This is a genomic window from Colwellia sp. SU-HH01217 (assembly GCF_057543495.1).
The window spans coordinates 1-25,199 of record NZ_BAAJLX010000019.1 but is presented as its reverse complement, the minus strand read 5'-3'; the positions used below and the strand labels follow the sequence as shown (position 1 = coordinate 25,199).

Here is a 25,199-nt window from a genome sequence, read left to right as displayed (position 1 = left end):
TCATTAAACGCTATTTATTTATAAAAAACGCTTCAATAAACGATCTATTTGCACTACACGTAATTTTTTAAGTAATTGGCGTGGTTTTTCAGGGTAAGAGTTAATCGAATCGATATCACGGTAATGATTAATCAACTGAGTATTTTTAATTAACCCTTGCCATTCTTCTTCAAAAGCGGGCATTAATTGCTGTTTAGGATCATCTAATAACAAACCGTTCTCAAGATCTAATGCCCACGCTCTAGGGTTTAAATTACTTCCAGTAATAAAATGATAACGACTATCTGCAACTAAGCCTTTTAAATGAAAGCTATTATCACCATCTTTCCACAACCTAATTTTTAACAGTCCCTTATCAATGTTTCGTTGTTGTTTTTTAACGTAACGAGCGAGCAATACTTCGTATAAATACGGCACAATACCGATAGTCGTAAATGGTTTCTCAGGGGAAATATAGAAATCGTTTGCGGTTTTATCACCAATTATTAACGTGACTTTAACTCCGCGCCTCAATGCACTATTTACATCTCTAGCCAAAGGTTTGGGCAAGTTAAAATAAGGTGTGAGTATTAATAATTCGTTTTCAGATTTTTGTACTACCTTACGAATCGCTTTATTTAGCTTGTTATTGCGTGGACCACAACCGACCAAAGGTGTAATACTAATATTGTCTTCACTGGCTAAAACGTTTTGCTGGGCAGACTTAAGCCAAGTTAATGTATAATTCGCTTTTTTAACTAGCCCTTTAATCTGTTGAATAAGATGTTTTTGTTCGGTTTTATCAGGTATTGGTCCACCATTTAACCTAGGCGCTAATTGTGAATCGATAAAGTTAACGGTTAAGTAACGACAAAAACATTCAGCTAACGTTTCAGAATTTATTTGGTAATAGCGATCTAGGCGGTATCTACCGTGTTGATTACAATAAATATCATTAATACTCGCACCTGTGTAGAACACTTTATCGTCAAATACCATGCCTTTAAGGTGTAACACACCAAACACTTCTTTTGACTTTACCGCCACCCCATAAATATCAATACTTTGTTCGTATTGCTCTTCTAGTTCAAGATAAACAGCTCGATTGCCTAAACTATTTTTCTCACCAATTAATCCTCGTTGAGCACGGTGAAAATCGACAAAAATCTTAACCTCTAAACTTGGGTTATTCTGTTTCGCTTGATAAAGGGCATGAAGGACTTCTTTACCAGCATCGTCGCCTTGTAAATACAACGCAGTAATATAAATACGAGTACGCGCAGCGGCAATAAGTAACAATAACTGTTGTTTGTATTGTTCAGGGGAGTTAAACACTTGAATATCGTTGATATTAACGACGGTACTTTTCACTGCAGATGCCAAAATAACTTATCTATTATCAATTAATAACGCGGAGTATAACGCGTTTTTAACTGATTTGGTACATAGCAATGATCCACCATTTTTGAAAGTATTAATTATCGTTTTTCCTTTGAAATATAGCGTTAAAGATGAGCTTTATAGCGACACTTTAATAACTAAAAAGAGAAAGTTAAAAATGTTCATCTTAACTTTCTCTTTTATTTAAAATACCGCTTTAAAAACAAATGATTTAAATGCGTGAAGCGAGTTCAGCGGCTTGACGTATCGCTCGTTTTGCATCAAGTTCAGAAGCCACATCAGCACCCCCAATTAAATGCGTATTAACATCCGCATCAATTAAACTTTGATACAAGTCACGGTTGGGCTCTTGCCCTGCACAAATAATAACATTATCAACATTAAGCATTTGTTCTTCACCATCAACTTCAATCAATAAACCGTCATCGGTCACTGCTTTATAACTCACGCCTTTAACCATTTTAACGCCGCTCTTTGCTAAAGTAGCACGATGAATCCAGCCTGTGGTTTTACCTAAGCCTGCACCAACTTTAGTGGTTTTCCGTTGCAGCAGCGAAATATCACGAATAGCATGATGGCTGTTTTTTTCTCGTGATAGCGCGGCATCATGTTGATAACTTTTATCAACTCCCCACGACTTAAGCCAAGCATCAAGATCAGTGGTTAAACTTTTCTCTTCCGACAAATAAGTCGCAACATCAAAGCCAATACCGCCAGCGCCAATAATAGCCACTTTTTTACCGATCTCTTCTTTGTCTCTTAGCACTTGCAAGTAAGTTTTAACAATAGGATTGTTAATTCCCTTAATTGCTAAATCTCTGGGTTTAATTCCTGTTGCTAAAACAACGTCATCGTAGCCTTTTGCAGCAAGCTGCTCTGCACTTTGATCGCTATTTAAGTGTACTGGAATGTTTAATAAAGAAAGTTGCTTGTTAAAATAACGCAGAGTTTCATAAAACTCTTCTTTACCAGGCACTTGTTTGGCAAAGTTAAATTGCCCACCAATTTCACTCATACGATCAAATATTTCTACTCTATGACCACGCTCTGCTGCGTAAACACTAAAGGCTAAGCCTGCAGGTCCAGCACCAACCACAGCAATAGATTTACTTTTTTGGTTTTTTTCAAAGGTTAATTCCGTTTCATAACAGGCAGCAGGGTTAACTAAACATGATGCACGCTTTTGTTTAAACACATGATCTAAACAAGCTTGGTTACAACCAATACAAGTATTAATTTCATCGCTTTTATTTTCTGCGGCTTTATTTACGAAATTTTCATCGGCTAAAAATGGTCGTGCCATCGACACCATGTCCGCATGTCCTTTTGCCAATACATCTTCTGCAACTTCAGGAGCATTAATTCGGTTGGTAGTTACTAACGGAATAGATAACTCTGATTTCATTTTTTCAGTCACCCAAGTAAAAGCTGCTCTAGGGACTGCAGTGGAAATAGTGGGCACACGTGCTTCATGCCAACCAATACCGGTATTAATAATGGTCGCGCCAGCAGCTTCTATTGCTTTACCCATAGTAACTACGTCTTGCCAACTATTGCCGCCTTCAACCAGATCCAACATCGATAAACGAAATATAATAATAAATTTCTCACCGACTTTCTTTCTTACTGCTTTAACAATTTCAACCGCTAAACGCATTCTGTTTTCTATCGGTCCGCCCCACTCGTCGGTACGTTTATTCACCTTTACGCAGCTAAATTGATTAATTAAATAGCCTTCTGAGCCCATAATTTCAACACCGTCGTAACCCGCTTTTGCCGCCAATTTTGATGAATGAGCAAAATCTTTAATCGTGCCTTTAATTTGCCTAACCGACATAGCTGAAGGTGTAAAAGGGTTAATCGGCGATTTAACTTTACTAGGCGCAAAGCTAAATGGGTGATACGAATAGCGACCAGCATGTAAAAGTTGCACACATATTTTAGTATCGTATTTGTGCACAGCCTCTGTAATAACTTTATGTTTATTAACATGCCAAAACTTACTTAGCTCACAACCAAAAGGAGCTAAGCGCCCTCTTGCATTCGGACTAATCCCTCCGGTAACAATTAAGCCAACACCGCCTTTTGCTCTTGCTTCATAAAATGCCGCGAGTTTTTCAAAGCCATTTTTCTCTTCTTCAAGCCCGGTATGCATTGACCCCATTAACGTGCGGTTTGCTAAAGTAGTAAAGCCTAAATCTAGAGGCGCTAGTAAGTGCGGATAAGCTGACGTGTTTTGCATAAAAGTACCAACATTGGATCTGTGAGTTAAAATATAGCTCCTGAATTTTAACAGGAGGTCTAACCAGACAATTAAAATACGTCTCTTTTAATTAAAATACAAGTTAATTTTGACAGTGACAAGATTGAATAAACCAAATTAGAGCTTACTTCATTTAAATGATAGAATTTTAGCGATGATAAAAACAAAATTAATCAAACAGATACTGGATCATTTGCAGCAAAAGTTAGCCAGTAGTGAATTAGCAGCGACGAATGCACATTTAGCAGCAATCGATGATCAATCTGTGGCTGAAACACAATACGATACTCTTGCAATAGAATCGGCTTATTTAGCTGAAGGGCAGTCAAGACGAATTGAGGAATGTAAAATTGCAATAAGCAAAATTGAACAGTTTGCATTGCAACTTGAAAACACAGATACAATGGCTAATTCGCCCGTAAAACTCGGCTCGTTAGTTCAATTAGAAAAAGATGAAGATAGACAACATTGGTTTTTTGTTGCTCCGGCGGCAGGTGGGTTTAAATACACCGCTAATAAACGTCAATATACAGTAATTACTCCTCAATCACCCATGGGTGTTGCCTTACTTCACAAACAACTCGATGACGATATTGAAGTGCTGATTGGTAACAATAAGCTAACCGACTATATTATTGCCATTAAATAGCGCAATATTGGCAATCTATTCAAAGCGATTAACCGTACATCAATTTGTTTAGCCTTTACGTAGGATTTAATAAACTTCGCACAGCGGGTAAGTCAACTAACTGTTCGTCAACTTTCATATAAGCTACTGCTTCTGAGTGCATTAATGTTGCCTCTAAAACACCAGGCATATTAATTAATTGCTCGGCAATATCGTTCGCTTGTTGCTCTGTTGCGATATTCGTTGAAAAACTATAACTTTTAGATTTTGTTAGTGGCTTCATCGTTGCTGCTGCGATTAACCACAATACACTTAATAACGCCATAATGAGAAATATACTTTTTTCACCAAAATTACTCGCAAGCACTCCACCTAATACTCCACCGGTAAATGCCCCTAAAAATTGGCTACTAGAATAAACACCCATAACACTTCCTTTAACACCTGCGGGTGCTAATCGAGAAAGAATAGATGGCATGGTCGCCTCTAAATAGTTAAACGCAATAAAAAACAAACCAACTGATAAAATCAATAACCAAAAACTACTCGGTAAGTACCACATCATCAGCAAAGACAAAGTCAGCATCGACACAATAAACGTGAACATCTGCTTTTCACATTGCTTTTTAATCGCGATAATCATAAACGGCACCATAATAAAAAATGAACCGAGCAATATAGGTAAGTACAGCTGCCAGTGTTGATCAAGCGGTAAGCCATTTTCAACAAATTGTTTAGGCAAGGTAACAAAACATGCCGTTAAGGCCATGTGTAAGGTAAATACCCCAATATTTAGACGAGCCAATTGAGGTTGGCGGATCAAGTTACTGAGTTGCGCTGGTAATGCAACATTATCACCGCGGGGCGCTTTGTTGACTGAGTTAGGCACCATAAATTGAATCATAATCATAGCAAACACAGTTAACACCGCGGTAAACCAAAACAGTCCACTTAAGCCAAATACTTCAGCCACTATAGGCCCTAAAATCATAGCAAGCGTAAAAGATAATCCAATAAACATACCAATGGTAGCCATAACTTTAGGCCGTTGCTCTTCTCTGCTTAAGTCAGCAGCAAGGGCTAACACTGCGCTCGCAATAGCTCCCATACCTTGAATAAAGCGACCAATAACCACGCCATAAATAGTGTCTGACATTGCCGCGACAATACTACCAATGCAAAACACCACTAAGCCCATTAAAATAATAGGCTTACGGCCGTATTTATCTGAGAGTATACCCATAGGAATTTGTAACATTGCTTGTGTTAAACCGTAGGCTCCAATAGCCAAGCCTAACCAGATTGGGCTATAACCACTGAGCTGAACACCATAAATAGCAAAAACAGGTAGGATCATAAAAAGACCCAGCATACGTAAACCAAAAACAGTTGCTAAAGAAAAAGCCGCTCTTTTTTCTATGTTATTTAAACCTGTGGTGCTCATAAAACTGTTTACCAAAATTCTGTATACTGAAAATAATGAATTGCCCAATTAATACATCAACGCTAATTAAAACAATTCAAGTAAATAAGATAAAAAAACGGCTTATCTTAGCACAATGCTTAATTGTATTTCACTAATCCTAATCAAAGTAATTAACAAGGGAAATCTTTGTGCCGAAATAATGAATTAGGGTGAAATATCATCAGTTTTTGTGCGATAATGTGCGGTCCTGCTTTATGGTGCTGATAAAAGATAAGAGCTAATGAAACAAATAGAAGTGAGAGGGGCTCGTACCCACAACCTTAAAAATATTAATTTAGATATTCCCCGCGACAAATTAATTGTTATTACGGGATTATCTGGTTCCGGAAAATCATCATTAGCTTTCGACACATTGTATGCCGAGGGTCAGCGTCGTTATGTTGAATCACTTTCTGCCTACGCTCGTCAGTTTTTATCATTAATGGAAAAACCTGATGTCGATCACATCGAAGGATTATCGCCAGCCATTTCCATAGAGCAAAAATCAACGTCTCACAATCCACGATCAACGGTTGGCACCATTACTGAAATATACGATTATTTACGATTGTTATACGCCCGAGTAGGCGAGCCGAGATGCCCAACCCATAATCAACCACTAGCTGCTCAAACCGTTTCACAAATGGTAGATAAAGTATTGTCTTTAGAAGAAGGCACTAAAGTGATGTTGCTTGCACCGATTTTGCAAGATAGAAAAGGAGAGCATGTCAAGCTACTCGATAACTTAGCCGCACAAGGTTATATTCGAGCACGTATAGACGGAGAAGTATGCGATCTTTCAGATCCACCAGCACTTGAACTACAAAAGAAACACACCATAGAAGTCGTTGTCGATCGTTTAAAAGTACGAGACGACATTCAATTGAGGCTGTCTGAGTCATTTGAAACCACACTTGCACTCACCTCAGGTACCGCAACTATTGCCTTTATGGACGATCCTGATCGTGAAGAGCTACTTTTTTCTGCGAACTTTGCATGCCCACACTGTGGTTATAGCATGCAAGAGCTTGAGCCAAGATTATTCTCATTCAACAACCCTGCAGGTGCTTGTAAAACATGTGATGGATTAGGTATTCAACAATTTTTTGATCCCTCGCGCATTATTGCCAATGAAGAGCTTAGTTTATCGGGCGGCGCCGTTCGCGGTTGGGATAAACGTAATTTTTATTACTTTCAAATGCTGCAATCGCTTGGAGACCATTTCAATTTCGCTCTCGACAAGCCGTTTAATAAATTATCCAAAGAAGCACAAAAGTTAGTACTTTATGGTAGTGGCAAAGAAGAAATAGAGTTTAAGTATATGAATGATCGCGGTGACGTTGTATTACGTCGCCACCCTTTTGAAGGGATCATTAATAACATGGACAGGCGCTTTAAAGAAACAGAGTCTAACGCGGTAAGAGACGAGCTATCTAAGTACCTTAACTCTCAGCACTGCCCTGATTGTAATGGCAGCCGCTTACGCCTTGAAGCACGCAATGTATTTATTGACAATACGCCATTACCCGAAGTGGCAGAATATGCCATTGCTGACGCTTTAGCATTTTTTGACAACCTAAATTTAACGGGTCAAAAAGGCGAAGTAGCAGAAAAAATTCTGAAAGAAATTAAAGACCGACTCGGCTTTTTAGTTAACGTGGGGTTAAATTACTTAAATCTCTCGCGTGGCGCTAATACATTATCAGGTGGTGAAGCTCAGCGTATTCGATTGGCTAGCCAAATTGGTGCCGGCTTAGTGGGCGTTATGTATGTATTAGATGAACCGTCAATTGGCTTACATCAACGTGACAATGAAAGATTGTTAAATACCTTAATCCATTTAAGGGATTTAGGTAATACCGTTATTGTGGTTGAACACGATGAAGATGCGATTCGAGAAGCAGACCATGTCATCGATATTGGTCCAGGTGCTGGGGTTCATGGCGGTGAAGTTATCGCAGAAGGTACAGTAGATGACATTTTAAAATGTGAACACTCACTTACCGGAAAATATCTTTCAGGCCGAGAAAAAATAGAAATCCCTAACAAACGTGTACCTTTTGACAAAACTAATGTGGTTGAATTAAAAGGCGCTTCAGGCAATAACCTTAAAAATGTTGATTTGGTTATCCCTAATGGTTTAATGACTTGTATTACAGGCGTATCAGGCTCAGGTAAATCAACGCTGATTAACGATACTTTATACAAGCTAGCACATACTGAACTTAATGGCGCAACCACTCAAGAACCAGCTCCTTATAAAAGTATCACAGGCTTAGAGCTATTAGATAAAGTTATAGATATTGATCAAAGCCCAATTGGTAGAACGCCGAGATCAAATCCAGCGACTTATACCGGAATTTTTACCGCTATTCGTGATATTTTCGCCGCAACACAAGAATCTCGATCACGCGGTTACAAACCTGGCCGTTTTAGTTTTAATGTAAAAGGTGGCCGCTGTGAAGCCTGTCAAGGCGATGGTTTAATTAAAGTGGAAATGCACTTTCTTCCCGATGTTTATGTCCCTTGTGATGTGTGTAAAACCAAACGATATAATCGTGAAACCCTGGAAGTAAAATACAAAGGCAAAAGCATTCATGAAGTGCTTGATATGACGATTGAAGACGCATTAGAGTTTTTCCAACCCATACCTGCGATTAAGCGAAAATTGCAAACCTTGATGGACGTTGGCTTAAGCTATATTAAGTTAGGACAATCGGCGACCACGCTTTCTGGTGGTGAAGCTCAGCGAGTTAAACTTGCCAAAGAATTGTCAAAACGCGATACCGGAAAAACCTTATACATTCTAGATGAACCAACAACCGGTCTACATTTTCATGATATTAAACAACTGTTGGAGGTTATCCACCGTTTACGCGATCATGGAAATACTATTGTGGTAATCGAACATAACTTAGATGTGGTAAAAACAGCAGATTGGGTCGTTGATTTAGGTCCTGAAGGCGGTTCTGGTGGTGGTGAAATTTTAGTGACGGGCACGCCTGAAGAAGTTATGCAACATGAAACTTCTCATACGGCTCGTTTCTTAAAATCTCTACTGACTTAATTTACCTATATAATAACATTTAGTACTCAGAGCCAATGAGTAAACAACGATGACTATCTTTGATAAAAATATATTTTTATTCCATAGTATTATTGTTACTCAGGCTTGATAGGCTAAGAGCTAGAACAGCATAAACTAAAAAATATCGATAAGGTGTGTTAATCAATTATGAATAATAATCAACTACTTGAACAAGCAAAAGCCGTAAGTCAAAAACGAGGTGCAAGGTTTACACCTGCTCGTGAACAAGTATTTCTATTATTATGCCAACAAGAGGGGGCTATTGGTGCGTATGATTTGCTAGACGAGTTAAAAACAACTGACCCTTCGGCGAAACCTGCGACTATTTATCGAGCTTTAGATTTTCTTTCTAATCAAGGCTTTGTGCATAAAATAGAGTCTATTAATGCGTTTGTGATGTGCCATCATTTTAGTGAATGCAACCACCCGGTGCAGTTATTTATTTGTGACCAATGCGATCATGTTGAAGAAGTACAATCAAGCAATTTAGATTTAGCATTACGTTCAATGGCCGATGCGGCTGGTTTTTCAATCAGTCATCAAATTGTTGAAGCCCACGGTACATGTAAGTCTTGTCAATAAAGTTCGTATTGATAATAAACTTGAACTTGTAGATAGTACGGTACCTTGTGGTTGTGAAGTGCATATGCATTACACTTCTATATAGAGTGAGTTATATACTTGCTGATGCCTATTTGTTTAATTGAACTTTATTGTTACTTTAAGTTTAAGTTAATAAAATCAAAACCATTCATCGATTTACTACTTATAAAGTAGAAAATTTAATCGTAACCCAGCAACAAATTAACTTCTCTGCTGAGTTGCTTAAATCCGAGAAACTAATTCAACAACATTTTAAACAACAGTTTGTTTTACAAAGAGATAAAAATAATATTACACTCAATAGTGTTGGTTTATAAATTAAGCGTGGTAAACTTTAAAGCTATCGAGAGTCAAAATCTAAAAACTTTTTATCTGGATTAGTGGTAAAAAATGGTTTACTCGTCGATACTTACCCTAAACAGGTAAATAACTGTGAATTATCAAGATACTGTCTTAAAAGACAGTTTAACTTTCTCTCAATCACAACAAATTGTCGTCATTGAGAACATAACCAGTGTAGAGTGATTTACATTTACTGCAGAAGCATGCAGTATAAAGACACAAACTACAATAAGGCTCGGTATACTTCATGAATGTAGAGTTTATTAACCCTTTTCTATCTTCAATGCTAAATGTCATGACAACCATGGCACAAATGGAATTGGTTCCCGAAAAACCTCGACTTAAAAAAGATGATATCGCTATGGGCGATGTATCTGGTTTAATTGGTATGGTTAGCGATCAAGCCAAAGGTTCGCTGTCTATCACTTTCGAAGCACCACTTGCTTTAGCAACAATGAAAGGCATGGTTGGTGAAGGCCCTGATGAGGTCAATGAAGAAATCACCGATTTAATTGGTGAAATTACTAACATGGTGACTGGCGGAGCAAAACGCTTGTTGAGTGAAAAAGGCATCGAATTTGATATGGCAACACCTATGGTTGTTTCAGGAAAAAATCATACCATTCATCATAAAGCTAAAGGTCCTGTTGTTATTATCCCTTTAAAGTCTGCCGAAGGTAGTCGAGCTTATATCGAATTTAGTTTTGATGAGTAACTACGTATGTTAGTTATCTTTGCGTTTGAATAATTTGATAATATAAAAAATGCTCCCATAGGAGCATTTTTTCATTTAATACTTTAATTGGTGTTATTGGCAGCTAACAAGTGTATGAGAATAGTGATATTAAACAATTCAATAGTTAACTCTGATAAAGCTGAACTTGATTCCTTCCTAGCTCTTTAGCCTTATACATAGCTTCGTCAGCTTGAATGAGTAATTCACTACAGCTAGTGTCTCCTAAATCAAATAAAGCTCCACCAATGCTTACCGAAATACTCAACTCAATATGCTCAATAATGATTGGACGATACACTTTATCAATAATATTGTTAGCAATCTTCATAATATCAGACGCTTGCGTGACTCCTTCTACTAAAACAGCAAATTCATCACCACCTAAGCGGCACAAGGTATCAGATGCCCTCAAGCAACTCCTAATACGCTTAGACACTTCAACTAATAGTTTATCGCCAATATGATGACCATAATTATCATTGACCTGTTTAAACTTATCCACATCAAGAAAACAGATAGCTAAACTATCATCACGTTTACGCTGCGTTTGAGCGATTGCATGGGTCACTCGGTCGGTGAATAGCAATCGATTAGGCAATCCCGTTAATGGATCATGCATCGCAGCATATTCTAATTTCTCTTTATCTCGCATTCGCTCTAATGCGTTGTGAATATGTTTAGCGACAAACGTAAGTAATTTTTTATCTTTTTGTGTAAATATATAGCCGCCCAAATAGCTTTGAACCACCACAATACCTCTAAGGTTCTTATTACCAAATGGAACACCTAACCAAGCTTTGGGAATAGCCCCAATAAGGGTGAATAGTTCATTATCTACCATTTGCTTGATATCATTTTCATAAAGCAATAAAGGCTCTCCAGACATCAAGGCATAGCCTGTAATACTAGGAATAGAATCTCCCTTACATGGAACTTCTACATTGACAGTTTCATTAATATCATCAACTTCATCGACTCTGTATTGAATAACAAAGGAGGTTTTATCTTCTGATAATAGCGCGACATAAAAGTTATTAGAAAAGGTTAAACGTGAAATAAAGTGATATAAATTACGATAAAAGTCATCAATAGATTTGGTTTCAAAAATAAGCTCCGTAATACCAAAGAGGCTACTTTGCACCTTTTGACTATATTCGAGGTTCTCTATGGTGTCTTTAAGTTGAGAAACCGTGTTAATTTTACTGATCTGAATCGCTACTAGCGACGCTATTGCACAAATAACACGTTGTCTATGTACATTGTAAAAGTGAGTTTGAGAGTGCTCAGAATCGATAACGCCAAATAGTTTGCCGTCAATAATCATTGGCACTGCCAACTCAGAAAGCCTGACTCTATCATCAACAATATATGAAGGGAATAATCGAGTATCGTCAACAACAACAGGAGCCAAAGTCAACGCGGCTTGTCCAACTACGCCATGACCGATTGTAATTTCTATAGGATTAACTATTTCATCTTCATAGGAGCTTTTATCACCAAATGCTGCTTTTTGAACTAACTGCTGCTTTTGAGAATCGTATAAATAAATGACAACATCTTCAAAACCAAGTTTGCCGATGACGTTTTTTGTTACAAACCACAAAACTTGTTCAATTGAATCAAGCGAGAGCATATCAATTGCAAACTCACTAATAATAGCTAAATAATGCGGTTCAGTAGTTGAGTTATTAGGGTTATAGACGCTTTCGTTCATTAATACCAACAAAATAAAACCGTTAAGGTTTCATAAATCTGAATTAATTAAAGCATAGTAGATTAAGGGAAAATGGTTAACTTTTTGTTGAATTAATCACTTCAATTTGTACTCTGCGAGTGATATTGCAGAGTAACTCGTAAGGAATTGTGCTTGCCCACACAGCAATTTCTTCTACGGGTAAATTTTTTCCCCATAAAATAGCTAAGTCTCCGACTTTGTCTTGCGAGCTCTCGCCTAAGTTGACAGTGATCATATCCATAGAAACTCGACCAACAATAGGAACACGTCGCTCATTAATTAAAACAGGTGTGCCATTAACCGCGTGACGAGGATAACCGTCACCGTAACCAATCGCGACAATGCCAATGATGGTTTCTTTTTCACAAGTCCATGCATTACCATAACCCACACTTTCACCTGCTTTGAGCTTTCTTACTGCAATCAAACTTGATTGTAATGTCATTACTGGTGTTATTACTGATAAAGCATCGTCTTTATCAAGGTTTTCTAATGAGAGCGGCATAGGAGATACGCCATAAAGCATTAATCCGGGTCTAATCCAATCAAATCGTGCATTTGGCCATGCATAAATAGCAGCAGAATTTGCTAAGCTTTTTTCTTCTTTTAATGATGAAGTTAACTGCTCAAATAAAGCAATTTGGTCTGTGGTAGCTTGAAGCTTTACATTATCAGCACAGCCTAAGTGGCTCATTAACACCAGAGGCTGCTGAACGTTTTCACACTGTGATAACGCTGCATAGAAGTGTTCAAATTCGTGAGGATCAACACCTAATCTATGCATACCAGTATCTACTTTTAACCAAACTTTTAAAGGTCTATCAAGTTTGGCTTGGCAAATGGCGGTTAGTTGCTCTTTATTATGGACAATAGTTTGTAAATCATTCACTGCCAAAATATCGAGATCTTGTGGTGAAAAAAAGCCTTCTAATAAAACAATAGGTTGAATAATACCAGCAGCGCGCAAAGCTAAGGCTTCATCGATTCTTGCCACACCAAAGGCATCAGCCTGCGGTAATGCTTTCGCAATCCGCTCCAAACCATGACCGTAACCATTCGCTTTTAATACCGCTAACATTTTGGTATTGGGTGCTAGTTGCTTAATAATATCAAAATTTTCAACGAGTGCTTGGCAATCAATAACTGCCGTCGCCGTTTTAAAGGACATCACTAATTAATCTTCTTCAAGCACATGAGGACCAGCATAGTTATCAAAACGAGAAAACTGGCCTTGGAATGTCAATGGAATACGACCAATTGGCCCATTACGCTGTTTACCGATAATTATTTCAGACATGCCTTTCCATTCAGAATCATCGTTATAAACTTCATCACGATAAATAAACATAATTAAATCGGCATCTTGCTCTATCGCTCCCGATTCACGTAAATCTGAGTTAATTGGTCGTTTATCTGAACGTTGCTCCAAACTACGGTTAAGCTGAGAGAGTGCAATAACAGGCACTTGTAACTCTTTTGCTAGCGCTTTAAGCGAGCGGGATATTTCAGAAATTTCTAAGGTACGATTATCTGATAGTGCTGGTACTCGCATCAACTGAAGATAATCGATCATGATCATACTTAAACCGCCGTTATCACGGGCGATTCGCCGAGCTCTTGAGCGAACATCCGTTGGTGTTAGGCCAGCGGCATCATCAATAAACATTTTACCATTTTCAAGCAATAACCCCATTGTTGAAGATAACCTCGCCCAATCTTCATCATCAAGTTGTCCGGTACGAATTTTTGTTTGATCAATTCGACCTAAAGATGCCAACATTCTCATCATTAATTGATCAGAAGGCATCTCTAGACTAAACACTAATGCAGGTTTGTCTTGGGTCATCGCAGCATTTTCAGCTAAGTTCATCGCAAAGGTCGTTTTACCCATTGATGGACGTGCAGCAACAATGATTAAATCTGATGGCTGTAAGCCTGCTGTCATTTTGTCTAAATCGGCAAAACCGGTAGACACACCAGTCACACCACCAGAAGGCTGGTTACAGAGTTTTTCAATACGATCTACGGTTTTTTCTAATACAGAAGAAATCCCTTCTGGACCTTCCGACTTATTTGCCCGTTGTTCGGCAATGGCAAAAACTTTCGTTTCAGCAAAATCAAGAAGCTCTGCACTGGTACGCCCTTGGGTATCGTAGCCTGCTTCAGCAATTTCGTTAGCAACAGCAATTAACTCTCGTGTCACAGCACGTTCACGAACAATTTCTGCGTAGGCGGTAATATTGGCAGCACTGGGCGTGTTTTTCATCATCTCTGCGAGATAGACAAAACCACCAGCATCATCGAGTTTTTGATCGTTTTCTAAACCTTCTGATAAGGTAATTAAATCAACAGGCTCACCTAACTCAATTAACGCACCTATCACTTCAAAAACAATACGGTGTGACCGGCTGTAAAAGTCTTGGGCAACCACTTTTTCACTCACCCGATCCCAAGTTTCATTATCCAATAATAAACCACCTAAAACGGACTGCTCAGCCTCTAAAGAATGAGGAGGTACTTTTAGATCATCTATTTGTCTATCACGAATAAATTGCTTTTCTTTTTTAAACTTGGCTGGCTTTTGGTCGGCCATTAATAATACCTTTAATTACTGTTGTAGGAGCTGCTTTTGATGAAAAGCAAGAGTAGCAGATTATCGTCGTTTTTTACATAAAAAGGCAAGGATAATTAAGTAGGGATAGCGTATATAAGAAAGACGGAAGAAGGTATTAATGAAGAAATTTCGAGCTAGATAGTAAGGTAGTTTACTATCTAGCTTAGCGTATATTATTTTGCTGACACTTTTATAGTGCCACTAACTGTGCTTGCTTTAAACGATGCTGAACCACTACCAGTTTGAAAGTATAACTTGGAACTCGGGCCATATTTAGCACGTTTTGCTCTGTCTTTAGTTAATTCGTTTTCTAAGTCGCCGCCTGCACTTGCATTTAAACGGAAGTTTGCCTGAACATCATTTTTAAAACGCATATCCATATCACCACTTATACTCGATAATTTAACCATACCGCTATTATTTAAGCTTAATTGACTATCAACATCACCACTAACGGTAGAAATTTCTAATTCATCAACTTTATCTAAAACTAGCTCTACACTACCTGAGACATTATTAACATAAACTTCATTTGCTGTTGATTGAGATTCTATTTCGCCACTCACCACTTTTAGTGTTAAACGACCACTAGAATCTTTATCTTTTATATCGCCACTAACACTCGACAAACGTATTTTCCCTGATAAATTAGCGCTGCTAACGTTGCCACTCACCGTGCTTAACTCAACATGTTCATGCAAACTATCAGCTTTTATATCACCGCTCACGGAATGGACCTCGCTGCTAGTAATAAGGTTTTTCACGATGACATCTGTTGATACACCAGAAAAATTCATCTTACTTTCTTTAGGCATATTAATGACTAAAGTCGAACCATCATTACTCCAACTGCGATGATTGTTATGTGGCACTTCCACTTTAATTTTGATGTGTGAGCCATCTTTTTCGAAAATAAACCGTTCGGTTTTTTCATCGAGTTCTCCCTGGACTCTTACCTCTTTTTTATCCCATCCCACAATGGTTACTTCACCACGTAAGTTTTCAATACTTATGCTGTTAACATCTTCTGCAGCCAATCGCTTATCGACCATTTCACCTGCCGCTGCTATCCAAGCCGTACTCGCTAATAATAATATTAAACCGTTTTGTAATAATTTCATTGTTACACCTTCTTACTTAAAAACTGTCCTAAGAACCGTTAAATGGATTGCCACTGCGGACTATAAAGTTGTTTTATAAAATCTAATTCTTGCTGCTGAGTCCAGCGAAGTAAATTTAACAAATCGACATTATTCTCATCACTCTCAAGCGCTTTTTTAATTGTTGCTTGCGCAGATGCTAATTGCTTGAGCTCTGTTTGCATTTCAGCCGGTAACTCTTGTAATTTTGGCTGACCAAAACTCACTAGCATGGTTTGTTTTTGATGCTCAAAAGATTGCTCCATGGCAGCAACTAAGTTCACATTGACTTGCCCTGAAGGTTCAGCACCGTTTTGAGGCTTATACACTCCCCATGTTAATAATACCGCTGCTACCACAGAGGCGGCCCAAGCTAAGGGGATTTTCTGCCCTAATTTGTCGGCTGAACGGTCAACAGTATCTTGTGATTGATGACTGATCGCTTTTTCAATACCCGACCATAAATCGCGCTCAGGCGATAACTCATTGGGTAAACTATCAACTTGATCATTAAGCGCTTGCTCCGACAATAATTGTTTAGATTTCATCATGCACTCCTTCTATTGTGAGCCATTCTCTTAATAAAGTTTTTGCTCTATGGTATTGAGACTTACTCGACCCAACAGCCATACCTAACATTTTAGATATTTCTTCATGGCGATACCCTTCTACTGCAAACAAAACAAACACTAATCTCGCTCTTTCAGGTAACTTAGCAATATTGCGATCAAGCACACTTAATTGCGTCGTATTACCCAACTCTGAGTCAACTGTCTGTTCTTCAACGGGTTGCTCTTCGATGCTAAATACTCTTTGCAGCCAATTTTTTTGTTTACGCAATTGCCCCAGTGCAATGTTGGTTGCCACACTGTGCAACCAAGTACTAAATTTGCTCTCACCACGAAAATGATTAATTTTTTGCCAAAGCTGTACAAAAACTTCCTGACAAACATCTTCTGCGCTATCTTTATCTGCCATCATACGCCAGCACAAAGCATAAATTTTGCGGTGATATCGTAGATATAAATGATGGAAGGCTTGCTGGTCACCTTCTTTCGCCTTCGCGATCCATTGCTGCTCTTGCTGAACTTCAGCATCAGCAGTGAACACGCTAGCGGCATCAATTATGCTGGAATTGTCCAAAAAGTTACTCTCAATCAATATTCGTTATTAAGTGAGATGCAGTATGACTGAAAAGGGTTTAAAGGAAAGTTAAAAAAATGTGCTTTTTTCATTTTTTCAAATAAAAAATGGCTGATAAATATCAGCCATTTTAATTATATATCGGGGGTAACTCTATTTTAAAAATAAGAGCCTATTTCTAAATGAACAATACCTACACTGGTAGAGCTTGAGTTGTCTAGATCCATCCATAATTGCTTATAGCTTGCTTTAAGTGTTAAGCCGGTATCAATATCATAGCGAACACCTGCAGCAACATTGTATGAAAAAACCGTATCATCAAAAGTGCTTTGGTAAGTATCACAAATAGGAATTCCCCACCAAGGATCGTACCAGCAACCACCAGACGGAGGTCCATCAGCAATATTACTATCAATATAGCTCCAACCAAAACCTGCTTGTACGAATGGCGTAAATTGACCGCGTGTAAAGTTATAAACGCCATTAAATTGGGTATGGTACATATCCATTTTGTATTTTAACGTAACAGGCTCTACCACAGGATCATCACTAACAAATGTCGCTTTATAACTCGGTCTGGTCGCCATCCACTCTAGATTAACAAGTAAATGTTCGTTAATGTTATAACCTAAAGTAAATCCCCAACCTAAATCGTTATCAACTTCGATCCCTGATTCTTGATCACTTCCGACACTAAACGATTGTGTATTAGAAAACTGAAAAGTCGATTCCCACTTACCCGCTCGTTTAGTTTGGTTAGCTGATGCATCGCTTGCGTAACCAACAACTAGGCTTGCGACAAACAACCCCATTGCTGCTGTTTTTTTGATTAACATGTTATTTCCCTTTTTAATGATAAATCGTTATTGTGCTTTAGATGCACGCGAGACATATTCGCCACTGCGTGTATCAATTCTTACTTTTTCACCTATTTGAACAAACAATGGCACACGAACAACAGCACCTGTAGCAAGTGTTGCTGGTTTACCGCCTGTACCAGCAGTATCACCCTTTAACCCTGGGTCTGTTTCAGTAATATCAATTTCAACAAAATTAGGGGGCAATACAGCAATTGGAGTACCATTCCATAAAGTAATCGTTGAAATATCACCTTCTACTAGCCATTTAACGTTTTCGCCAACGGCTTTTTCGTCTGCACCTAATTGCTCAAATGTATCATTGTTCATGAAATGCCAGAACTCGCCATCAGCATACAAGTAGGCTAACTCGACGTCCATTACATCAGCACCTTCAACAGATTCACCAGACTTAAATGTTTTTTCTAAAACTTTGCCCGAAACAAGTTTACGAATTTTAACACGGTTAAATGCTTGTCCTTTACCAGGCTTTACCAATTCATTCTCAAGAATGTTACAAGGTTCGCCATCAAGCATAATTTTAAGACCAGCTTTGAATTGATTTGTACTGAAAGTTGCCATAATAGTTTATTCTCTTACCTAGCTTAGGTTCTCCTGCTAAAAATTATCCATAATAAATAGATGAACTACACAGGGAGTTAAATTGAATTTAGAAATTTCGCAAATAATACCCCATATTGGTGAGAAAATGCACCTTAGTTGGCAAAAAGAATTGGCAAATGTTGTTACTGATCCTAAAAAGCTACTTGAAAAGCTAAATATTGCCCCTGAAGACTACTTACAACACTTTAGCGCGCGAAAGTTATTTCCGGTGAGAGTGCCTCTACCATTTATTAATAAAATGACAAAAGGCGATATAAACGATCCCTTACTTAAGCAAGTTATGCCTTTATCAGACGAATTTTTAATGACTGAAGGTTTTATAACAGACCCGCTCGAAGAACATGACACAGCAGTCGAAGGTTTATTGCATAAATACAAGCATCGAGTATTGCTTATTGTAAAATCAGGTTGTGCTGTAAATTGTCGATATTGTTTTCGTCGCCATTTTCCTTATGCCGACAATAGCCCAAACAAAGTGCGCTGGCAAAAAGCCTTAGACTATATATTGCAACACCAAGAGATTACCGAGGTTATTTTTAGTGGTGGCGATCCATTAATGGCGAGTGACGAACATTTAACCTGGTTGGTCAAACATATTGAAAACATAAACCATGTCAAGCGCTTACGTATTCATACTCGTCTTCCTGTGGTTATTCCAACAAGAGTTACCACTGAGCTTGTTGCCTTACTTAAAGATACGCGGTTAAAAGCAACCATGGTCTTTCATATTAATCACGCTAATGAAATAGATAAGCTGTTCACCGCTGCTATAGAACCTTTGTTACAAGCTAGGATCCCTTTATTCAATCAAAGTGTTTTATTAAAAGGGGTTAATGATCAAGCTGAAATTTTGGCTGAATTAAGTGAGAAACTTTTTGACAATGGCATTCAGCCCTATTATTTGCACATGTTCGACCAAGTTCAAGGTGCGGCGCATTTTGATGTAACCGAAACACAAGCGGTTAAAATAGTTAACCAATTAATGGCTATTTTACCCGGTTTTTTAATGCCCAAATTAGTCCGAGAAATTGCTGGTGAAGCTAACAAAACGCCTATTAATTTGACATAATAGGGCTAACATCGTTTAACCGTGAATTATAATGACTCAAAACATTAATCAACAACTCATCGAAAATATTTCAATTATATTGAAAAAATCATTAAGTGCCGATGAAACATTAGCTAAATTAAGAGAGGCCAAACAAGCTTCTTTTGATAATATCTTCAAAAAAGATGCAGGATTTAAGTGCGCTGCCAATACTTTTCAACCGTACGTTGAAGAAGTTGCTGATGATTTAGTGCTATGGCAACAAACACAAGCTAAAGAAACATTAGTACTCTTAGTGAAAAAGATTGAACAACTTTTTACTGTATTAGCCAGTTTCGAGCAAAGCGTGAGCAAAGCATAGAAAATTAACAGTTTATCGCCAAAACTATTGGACTGTATATTTAGTCCCTTTAATTAAAAGGGACTGACAAATTTATCAAACGACGTATTGTTAATTAACGTTAACTTATAAAAAATACTAAAACTTAAATGTTAAACCGGCATTAACTTCACTTTGTAACCAAACATTGCTTGAAATATAAATATTACACGCATTGTTGTCACAAAAAACTTCGCTTTCAGAGTTAAAAAAGGTGCCATAAAGTCGACCTTCCATCCTAAAACTTAACTGTTCGGTTATTGCCAGTTGTGTATTCAAACCTATATTCATAGAAAAACGCGTTTCACTGTTTAATTCACTATCATCAGGTGAGAAGTGAGTAAGCCCCAATCCTCCTGTTACCCAAAAAGGAATAGCCCCGTCACTTATCGGCACATTCCCCCCCAAATGAGCGTAAGTAACCCCTACACCATCATCATTAAACAAATTCACGTTATTCGTTAAACTGGCTTGATTAAATTCAGTTTTATAATGGCTAACAAGCAACTCACCTTGCTGTTTTATCGTGTAGGGCCAAGCAACAATGAGTCCGTAACTATTGCCTTCCACCAATTTTATTGTAGAGTTAGAATTACTTACTGAGTTTTCTACATCGAAATCGCCACCAAAGCGATATCCGATAAGTGGCGTTATTTCTACTGATGTTTCCGCAGCATAAACATCGGCTATGGTAATTAAGGTTGCTAATGAAAGCACTGATATACTTTTAAGTATGTGCATAAATTCCCTATTTTTATAAATTTAATAATTAAGCTTGTGTTTGATATTGATTTCGAAAATCTACAGGTCCGGCTAAGTTACAACCATGTTGCTCTAATAAAGCTAAAATTTTAAGGTTTATTTCTTCACCTACGGCTAAATATTCATCAAAGTCAGTGGTTTTTATATAAGCTAAAACTTCAACATTAAGTGCCCACGAACTAAAGCCTCTAAAATGTACTCGTAATGGCTCATTGGCAACATTATTCATTTCTTTAAGTTGAGTATGTAATGCTTGAATAAATTGTTCAACATCACTGTTTTTGCATTGACATGAAAGTTTCAATTTAGGTCTAAAAGCAATTTTTTCACGTTCAGAATAATTTTCAATTTGCATATCAATAAATTGAGCATTTGCCACATATAAAACTGTACGATCTAAAGTACGGATACGAGTGGAACGAAGACCTATTTCCTCCACTACTCCACTTTGTTTACCAAATTGACAAAAGTCACCAATACGAACAGGTGCAGATGTATATAACGTAATAGCCGCAATAATGTTTTCAACCGTTTTTTGAGCCGCTAATGCAATTGCTAAACCACCAATCCCCAGACCAGCCAACAAAGTACTGGCACTAAAGCCCAAGTTTTCAAACCAAATAAGAATAGCAACAATTGTAACAAATGACTTAATAACAGTGCCCGCTGGGCGTAATAAATACACCGCAAGTGGCTTGTCCTGCGCGATAAATTTATCTGCCAAGACAACTTTCATTAAATCGACAAATCTAAAGAACACCCACAACCATGCTATAACATACAATGTTGCTCCTTCAGAAATCGCTTTAGTAGCCAGAGTCTGATTTTCTTCTGGCATAAAGCTTCTTAAAAGAAAAACTGTCACTAACAATGCGAAAGGATTTTTAATGAATTTTTGTGTATTAACGGTAACTTTTGGATATACGTACTTTATTACAGTACTAGCCAGCCAAGTAATCACTTTGGCAATAACATAAAGCATGGCGAACATTAATAGAAAATAGCACCATTGCCACATCATCACACCTAAAAAGCTTTTAGCCGGCAGTTTTACCGATAACCATTCACCTAGTGGCGTATAGGCAAACTCTTTACTCAGCGTAGGAATTTTACTTACCGTGGCATTCGATATTTTCCAAATTTTAACTTTGTCTTTCTCTCGAGGAACTCGTTGAAGATATAAATTAACATGTCCATTTTTTGTCTCAACACTACCAATCAATTCACGGTAGCTGGGTAATGAATCTTGCAAATTGCCTAATGGCTGATCGCTAATTTGATCAAAGTTGAGCCATAGCGTTCTATTAAGTACAATCGCTAACTTTCTCGCTAACTCTTCTTTTCCAATAGTTAACGTATCTTTACTAACATTTCGATAATCAAGATAGTGGCTTGCCAACTCATAATTATTGGCTCGTGCAGCATCTGTGAAGCCTTGCATACTACTTCTAGGTTCACCGCGATTATAAGTATCTTCAGGAATGTTTTCTCTATTAATAGGACTAGATGATTCTTGGATAACCTCTTGGGCGCTACTTGTTTCTAATATATCTTTTAAAGAAACATCTGCCTTTTGTGTCGTTTGTCCAAGTGATGCTTGACTAAAGAGCAAAATAAAAAGAAAGGTGACAAACGTATAGGTATGCTTCATGTAAATTTCCAGTTAGCTTAATATCATGATAATGAGGTTAACTAAATGATTATATGAGCATGTTATATCATTGCCAATAACTTTATTTTTAAAGCGCTGAACTCACTATATGAATTGTTAATACAAATTCAAAGTGTAAAAAAGCCGCATAAAGCGGCTATTTTTCATTGGGGTAACGCAACTAAGCGGTGTGAAGTAAATGATTATTTAACTATTTGCTGCTTAAATGTTTCAGCAAACCATTTATCTAGTAACTCTTTCTCATAACCTAATGCTTGATTACGATACCTCAATTGTGTTCCTGTCATAAAACTCATATTTTTTAGATCGGCCTCACCAGATAATTCAACCTTCTTATCAGCATTAAGGAGTTGATATGAAAACTTCATACGGGGTGGGTAGGTATCTTTAATCACTCGGATTCTACTAATGCCAGCATGGAAGGTTGAGCCTGCAAGATCGACATTACTAACATCTACCTTTAATGTTAAACCGTCAGGTAATTTTTTGGCTAATTTAGCAAAATGCTTATCAAAATTAGCAAAAGTGCGTGATCTAAAACTGGCACGATTATCTTCTCCTGCATGTATGTCGGTATATTTATCAGGATCAGTCCAAGTAACTTCAACTTCTGCCGCCATAGCTGACGATATATTTAACGATATAAATAAAACTGAAGAGAATATTAATGTAATCATTTTCATCATGTTGAATACCTCAATAATGTTATAGCTTCAGATTTTATTTAAACAAATTTAAAGGAATGCTACCGTAATTAATTGTTATTTTTCACTGTAATATTGTGTCAGTAACATGTTCACGACTTTAGCTGCACGCTCATTATGCTGCTCAATTGTGTATTCGTTATGTACATAGCCTTGTGCAGTCCCACGCCAAACACGTTGTTGTGTTATGGCATCATCCACTTCTATAAGAAAGCTACCTTTCATATGTTCGCCGTCTTCGTGTAACCCCGGAGTAACGCCAAACTTTTCATTAATCATGGTATCGGTTAAATCTTTACTTAATGCAAGACCAAAACCTACGTAAAAATCAACCTTATCTCCGGCCTGTGCTAAGACATACCCCTTGGCCTTGAGATTATTAACAATAGCTTGAGAGTAATAGCTATAAGTATTTTGCAACAACTCTGGTTGAGCTGACATTGCTTTTAAATGCTTTGGAGATAACGCAAATTTGCTGCCAAGAGGATAAGTAATAGGTAAATCTCTCGCGCTCGAAACGGCTAGTTGGGTTGTTCTCATCGGGTACTCTTCAGTAACTTGTACGCAGCCTGCAAGTAAAGAAGCACAAACCAAAGAAATTAAAAGCATTAATCGTGTCATTTTCAGTCCTAGAAATAATTATTTTATTATTAGCTTATTATGGGGTTACCGCACACCGATACTATACGATGTGTTGATCTTACACACAAGCAATGGCGTTTTTAATAAAGATTTTTTACAAAATTTGACTATTACTACGCATAAAACACAATTATTTTACACTTATGCTACATTATAGGCTCAACTTATATGGTTATTGGCTTAACGGCTGATTTTTCACCGGTTCATCAATAAGGAGAGGTTAATGCGAAATATTAACTTTTCGGGATAGAACAAAAATCTCACAACATGAAAATTAACAAGGAGTTAATCATGAGAACTTTCAAAGTTTCACTCTTAGCAGCACTTATCACTTCACCATTAGCCGCACAAGACATCGATAAAACATGGGAAATTGGTGTTTTTGGCGAATATATTAAATCAAGCACCAATAAAGAATACAATCTTGACTGGAAACAAATAGAATCAGGTCGAGGTATTGGCATTGATCTCCAAAAAATTATTAACGACCAATGGAATGTTAGATTTGAATTGGCTACAGATCGCTACAATGTAAATAATGGTAATGGCACTGAATATGGCTCACGTTTTGGTCTAGACGCTATTTATAAAATCGAAGAGACTGGTTTATATGTTTTTGCAGGGGCCAAACGTTTTAATAATACCAAAAGTTACAATGCCGTTAATGCGGGTGCAGGATATAGCTTAGCAATTAATGATCGCGTTTCTATTTATAGTGAAGCAGCTGTTTATCGTGATATTGATAATGGATTTACCGATCAAGGACTAAAAATAGGTTTTAAATACGCTTTTGGTGATGTAAAAAAATCTCCAACCGTGAAAAAAGCCTCTGTCGTAGAAGCAGCAGTTGCGACTTCACCAATGAAAATTGATACGGACAAAGATGGTGTTAGTGATGAGCAAGATAATTGCCCAAATACTCACGCAAATGTAAAAGTTGATTCAAAAGGTTGTGCTTTATATTCAGAGAAGTCTGTTGCTATTACTATGAATGTCACCTTTGAAAATAACAGTGCAAAAGTAAAGCCAGCAGAAGTTAATGATATTCATCGTTTAGCTGATTTTATGAAAGAGTACACCAACACAACTGTTGTTATTGAAGGCCACAGTTCGGCAGTTGGTACCGAAGAGTACAACTTAACACTTTCTCAAAAGCGTGCTGATAAAGTAAAAGAAATCCTAGTGAACGAATTCTCTGTCGATGCTAGCCGTTTAACAGCCAAAGGCTTAGGAGAAACAGAATTAATTTCTTCGGGGACTACACCTGAAGATCATAAGTTAAATCGTCGTGTTATTGCAAAAATTGAAACAACCGTTAAAGAAGAAATTATAAAGGAATGATTTAAAAACATTCGTTAACTAAAAATAAATTTTC

Annotated in this window: 22 protein-coding genes; 7 read left to right on the top strand and 15 right to left on the bottom strand. The window is 37.5% G+C overall.

The features are described from left to right. Positions 1 to 18 precede the first annotated feature (18 nt). Together pssA and AC27G3_RS16995 are read right to left on the bottom strand one after the other, a co-directional pair. Positions 19 to 1,350, bottom strand: a complete 1,332-nt coding sequence (pssA, locus tag AC27G3_RS17000; protein WP_487123637.1) for a CDP-diacylglycerol--serine O-phosphatidyltransferase — start codon at positions 1,348 to 1,350, stop codon at positions 19 to 21. A gap of 241 nt (positions 1,351 to 1,591) precedes the next feature. Further along, entirely contained in the window at positions 1,592 to 3,622 is a 2,031-nt protein-coding gene (locus AC27G3_RS16995) for an oxidoreductase (RefSeq protein ID WP_487123636.1), read from the bottom strand. Positions 3,623 to 3,797: 175 nt separating this feature from the next. On the opposite strand from AC27G3_RS16995, the gene AC27G3_RS16990 reads away from it, so the two are divergent. Next, positions 3,798 to 4,292, top strand: a complete 495-nt coding sequence (locus AC27G3_RS16990; RefSeq protein ID WP_487123635.1) for a hypothetical protein — start codon at positions 3,798 to 3,800, stop codon at positions 4,290 to 4,292. 55 nt (positions 4,293 to 4,347) lie between these two features. Here AC27G3_RS16990 and AC27G3_RS16985 read toward each other — a convergent pair whose 3' ends face one another. Continuing rightward, a complete protein-coding gene (locus tag AC27G3_RS16985; protein ID WP_487123634.1) occupies positions 4,348 to 5,715 on the bottom strand; it encodes an MFS transporter in 1,368 nt (455 codons plus the stop codon). 262 nt (positions 5,716 to 5,977) lie between these two features. Between AC27G3_RS16985 and uvrA the strand changes: the two genes are divergently transcribed. The 3 genes from uvrA to AC27G3_RS16970 all read left to right on the top strand — a co-directional run bounded on the left by uvrA (position 5,978) and on the right by AC27G3_RS16970 (position 10,484). After that, the gene (uvrA, locus tag AC27G3_RS16980; RefSeq protein WP_487123632.1) at positions 5,978 to 8,803 is read left to right on the top strand and encodes an excinuclease ABC subunit UvrA; all 2,826 of its coding nucleotides are present in this window, start codon (positions 5,978 to 5,980) and stop codon (positions 8,801 to 8,803) included. Between the two features lie 168 nt (positions 8,804 to 8,971). Further along, positions 8,972 to 9,406 carry a zinc uptake transcriptional repressor Zur gene (zur, locus tag AC27G3_RS16975; protein WP_487123630.1) on the top strand — a complete coding sequence of 145 codons (435 nt, stop codon included), beginning with the start codon at positions 8,972 to 8,974 and terminating at the stop codon, positions 9,404 to 9,406. Positions 9,407 to 10,016: 610 nt separating this feature from the next. Then, a complete protein-coding gene (locus AC27G3_RS16970; protein WP_487123629.1) occupies positions 10,017 to 10,484 on the top strand; it encodes a chemotaxis protein CheX in 468 nt (155 codons plus the stop codon). Between the two features lie 145 nt (positions 10,485 to 10,629). Here the strand turns inward: AC27G3_RS16970 and AC27G3_RS16965 are convergent, their stop codons facing one another. From AC27G3_RS16965 to efp, 8 genes are all read right to left on the bottom strand, one after another. Beyond that, positions 10,630 to 12,219, bottom strand: coding sequence for a diguanylate cyclase domain-containing protein (locus AC27G3_RS16965; protein WP_487123628.1), 1,590 nt, complete (start codon positions 12,217 to 12,219; stop codon positions 10,630 to 10,632). Between the two features lie 76 nt (positions 12,220 to 12,295). Continuing rightward, positions 12,296 to 13,408, bottom strand: coding sequence for an alanine racemase (gene alr / locus AC27G3_RS16960; protein WP_487123626.1), 1,113 nt, complete (start codon positions 13,406 to 13,408; stop codon positions 12,296 to 12,298). Positions 13,409 to 13,414: 6 nt separating this feature from the next. Beyond that, on the bottom strand, positions 13,415 to 14,833 hold the full coding sequence (gene dnaB, locus AC27G3_RS16955; protein WP_487123625.1) for a replicative DNA helicase: 1,419 nt from the start codon (positions 14,831 to 14,833) through the stop codon (positions 13,415 to 13,417). Positions 14,834 to 15,027: 194 nt separating this feature from the next. Further along, entirely contained in the window at positions 15,028 to 15,975 is a 948-nt protein-coding gene (locus AC27G3_RS16950; RefSeq protein ID WP_487123624.1) for a DUF4097 family beta strand repeat-containing protein, read from the bottom strand. Between the two features lie 38 nt (positions 15,976 to 16,013). Then, the gene (locus tag AC27G3_RS16945) at positions 16,014 to 16,544 is read right to left on the bottom strand and encodes a hypothetical protein (protein ID WP_487123622.1); all 531 of its coding nucleotides are present in this window, start codon (positions 16,542 to 16,544) and stop codon (positions 16,014 to 16,016) included. Further along, positions 16,531 to 17,121: an RNA polymerase sigma factor gene (locus AC27G3_RS16940; protein WP_487123681.1), complete on the bottom strand. Its 591-nt coding sequence runs from the start codon at positions 17,119 to 17,121 to the stop codon at positions 16,531 to 16,533. Before AC27G3_RS16940 ends, AC27G3_RS16945 begins: the two co-directional genes overlap by 14 nt. Positions 17,122 to 17,294: 173 nt before the next feature. Then, positions 17,295 to 17,972, bottom strand: coding sequence for an outer membrane protein (locus AC27G3_RS16935; protein WP_487123621.1), 678 nt, complete (start codon positions 17,970 to 17,972; stop codon positions 17,295 to 17,297). A gap of 27 nt (positions 17,973 to 17,999) precedes the next feature. Next, complete coding sequence (gene efp / locus AC27G3_RS16930; protein WP_487123619.1) at positions 18,000 to 18,575, bottom strand: elongation factor P; 576 nt, start codon at positions 18,573 to 18,575, stop codon at positions 18,000 to 18,002. A 127-nt stretch (positions 18,576 to 18,702) separates the two neighbouring features. On the opposite strand from efp, the gene epmB reads away from it, so the two are divergent. Then, entirely contained in the window at positions 18,703 to 19,686 is a 984-nt protein-coding gene (gene epmB, locus AC27G3_RS16925) for an EF-P beta-lysylation protein EpmB (protein ID WP_487123680.1), read from the top strand. A 31-nt stretch (positions 19,687 to 19,717) separates the two neighbouring features. Further along, positions 19,718 to 20,026 (top strand): hypothetical protein, encoded by a 309-nt coding sequence (locus AC27G3_RS16920; RefSeq protein WP_487123618.1) that lies wholly within the window; start codon positions 19,718 to 19,720, stop codon positions 20,024 to 20,026. A gap of 117 nt (positions 20,027 to 20,143) precedes the next feature. On the opposite strand, the gene AC27G3_RS16915 is transcribed toward AC27G3_RS16920, so the two are convergent. From AC27G3_RS16915 to AC27G3_RS16900, 4 genes are all read right to left on the bottom strand, one after another. Further along, complete coding sequence (locus AC27G3_RS16915) at positions 20,144 to 20,785, bottom strand: outer membrane beta-barrel protein (protein WP_487123616.1); 642 nt, start codon at positions 20,783 to 20,785, stop codon at positions 20,144 to 20,146. A 28-nt stretch (positions 20,786 to 20,813) separates the two neighbouring features. Next, positions 20,814 to 22,457 carry a mechanosensitive ion channel family protein gene (locus AC27G3_RS16910; RefSeq protein WP_487123614.1) on the bottom strand — a complete coding sequence of 548 codons (1,644 nt, stop codon included), beginning with the start codon at positions 22,455 to 22,457 and terminating at the stop codon, positions 20,814 to 20,816. Between the two features lie 203 nt (positions 22,458 to 22,660). Continuing rightward, entirely contained in the window at positions 22,661 to 23,164 is a 504-nt protein-coding gene (locus AC27G3_RS16905) for a DUF3016 domain-containing protein (RefSeq protein ID WP_487123613.1), read from the bottom strand. A gap of 75 nt (positions 23,165 to 23,239) precedes the next feature. Further along, complete coding sequence (locus tag AC27G3_RS16900; RefSeq protein ID WP_487123611.1) at positions 23,240 to 23,803, bottom strand: DUF4136 domain-containing protein; 564 nt, start codon at positions 23,801 to 23,803, stop codon at positions 23,240 to 23,242. A gap of 312 nt (positions 23,804 to 24,115) precedes the next feature. Here AC27G3_RS16900 and AC27G3_RS16895 point away from each other — a divergent pair, with 312 nt between their 5' ends. Next, the gene (locus AC27G3_RS16895; RefSeq protein ID WP_487123610.1) at positions 24,116 to 25,165 is read left to right on the top strand and encodes an OmpA family protein; all 1,050 of its coding nucleotides are present in this window, start codon (positions 24,116 to 24,118) and stop codon (positions 25,163 to 25,165) included. The last annotated feature ends 34 nt before the right edge of the window (positions 25,166 to 25,199 follow it).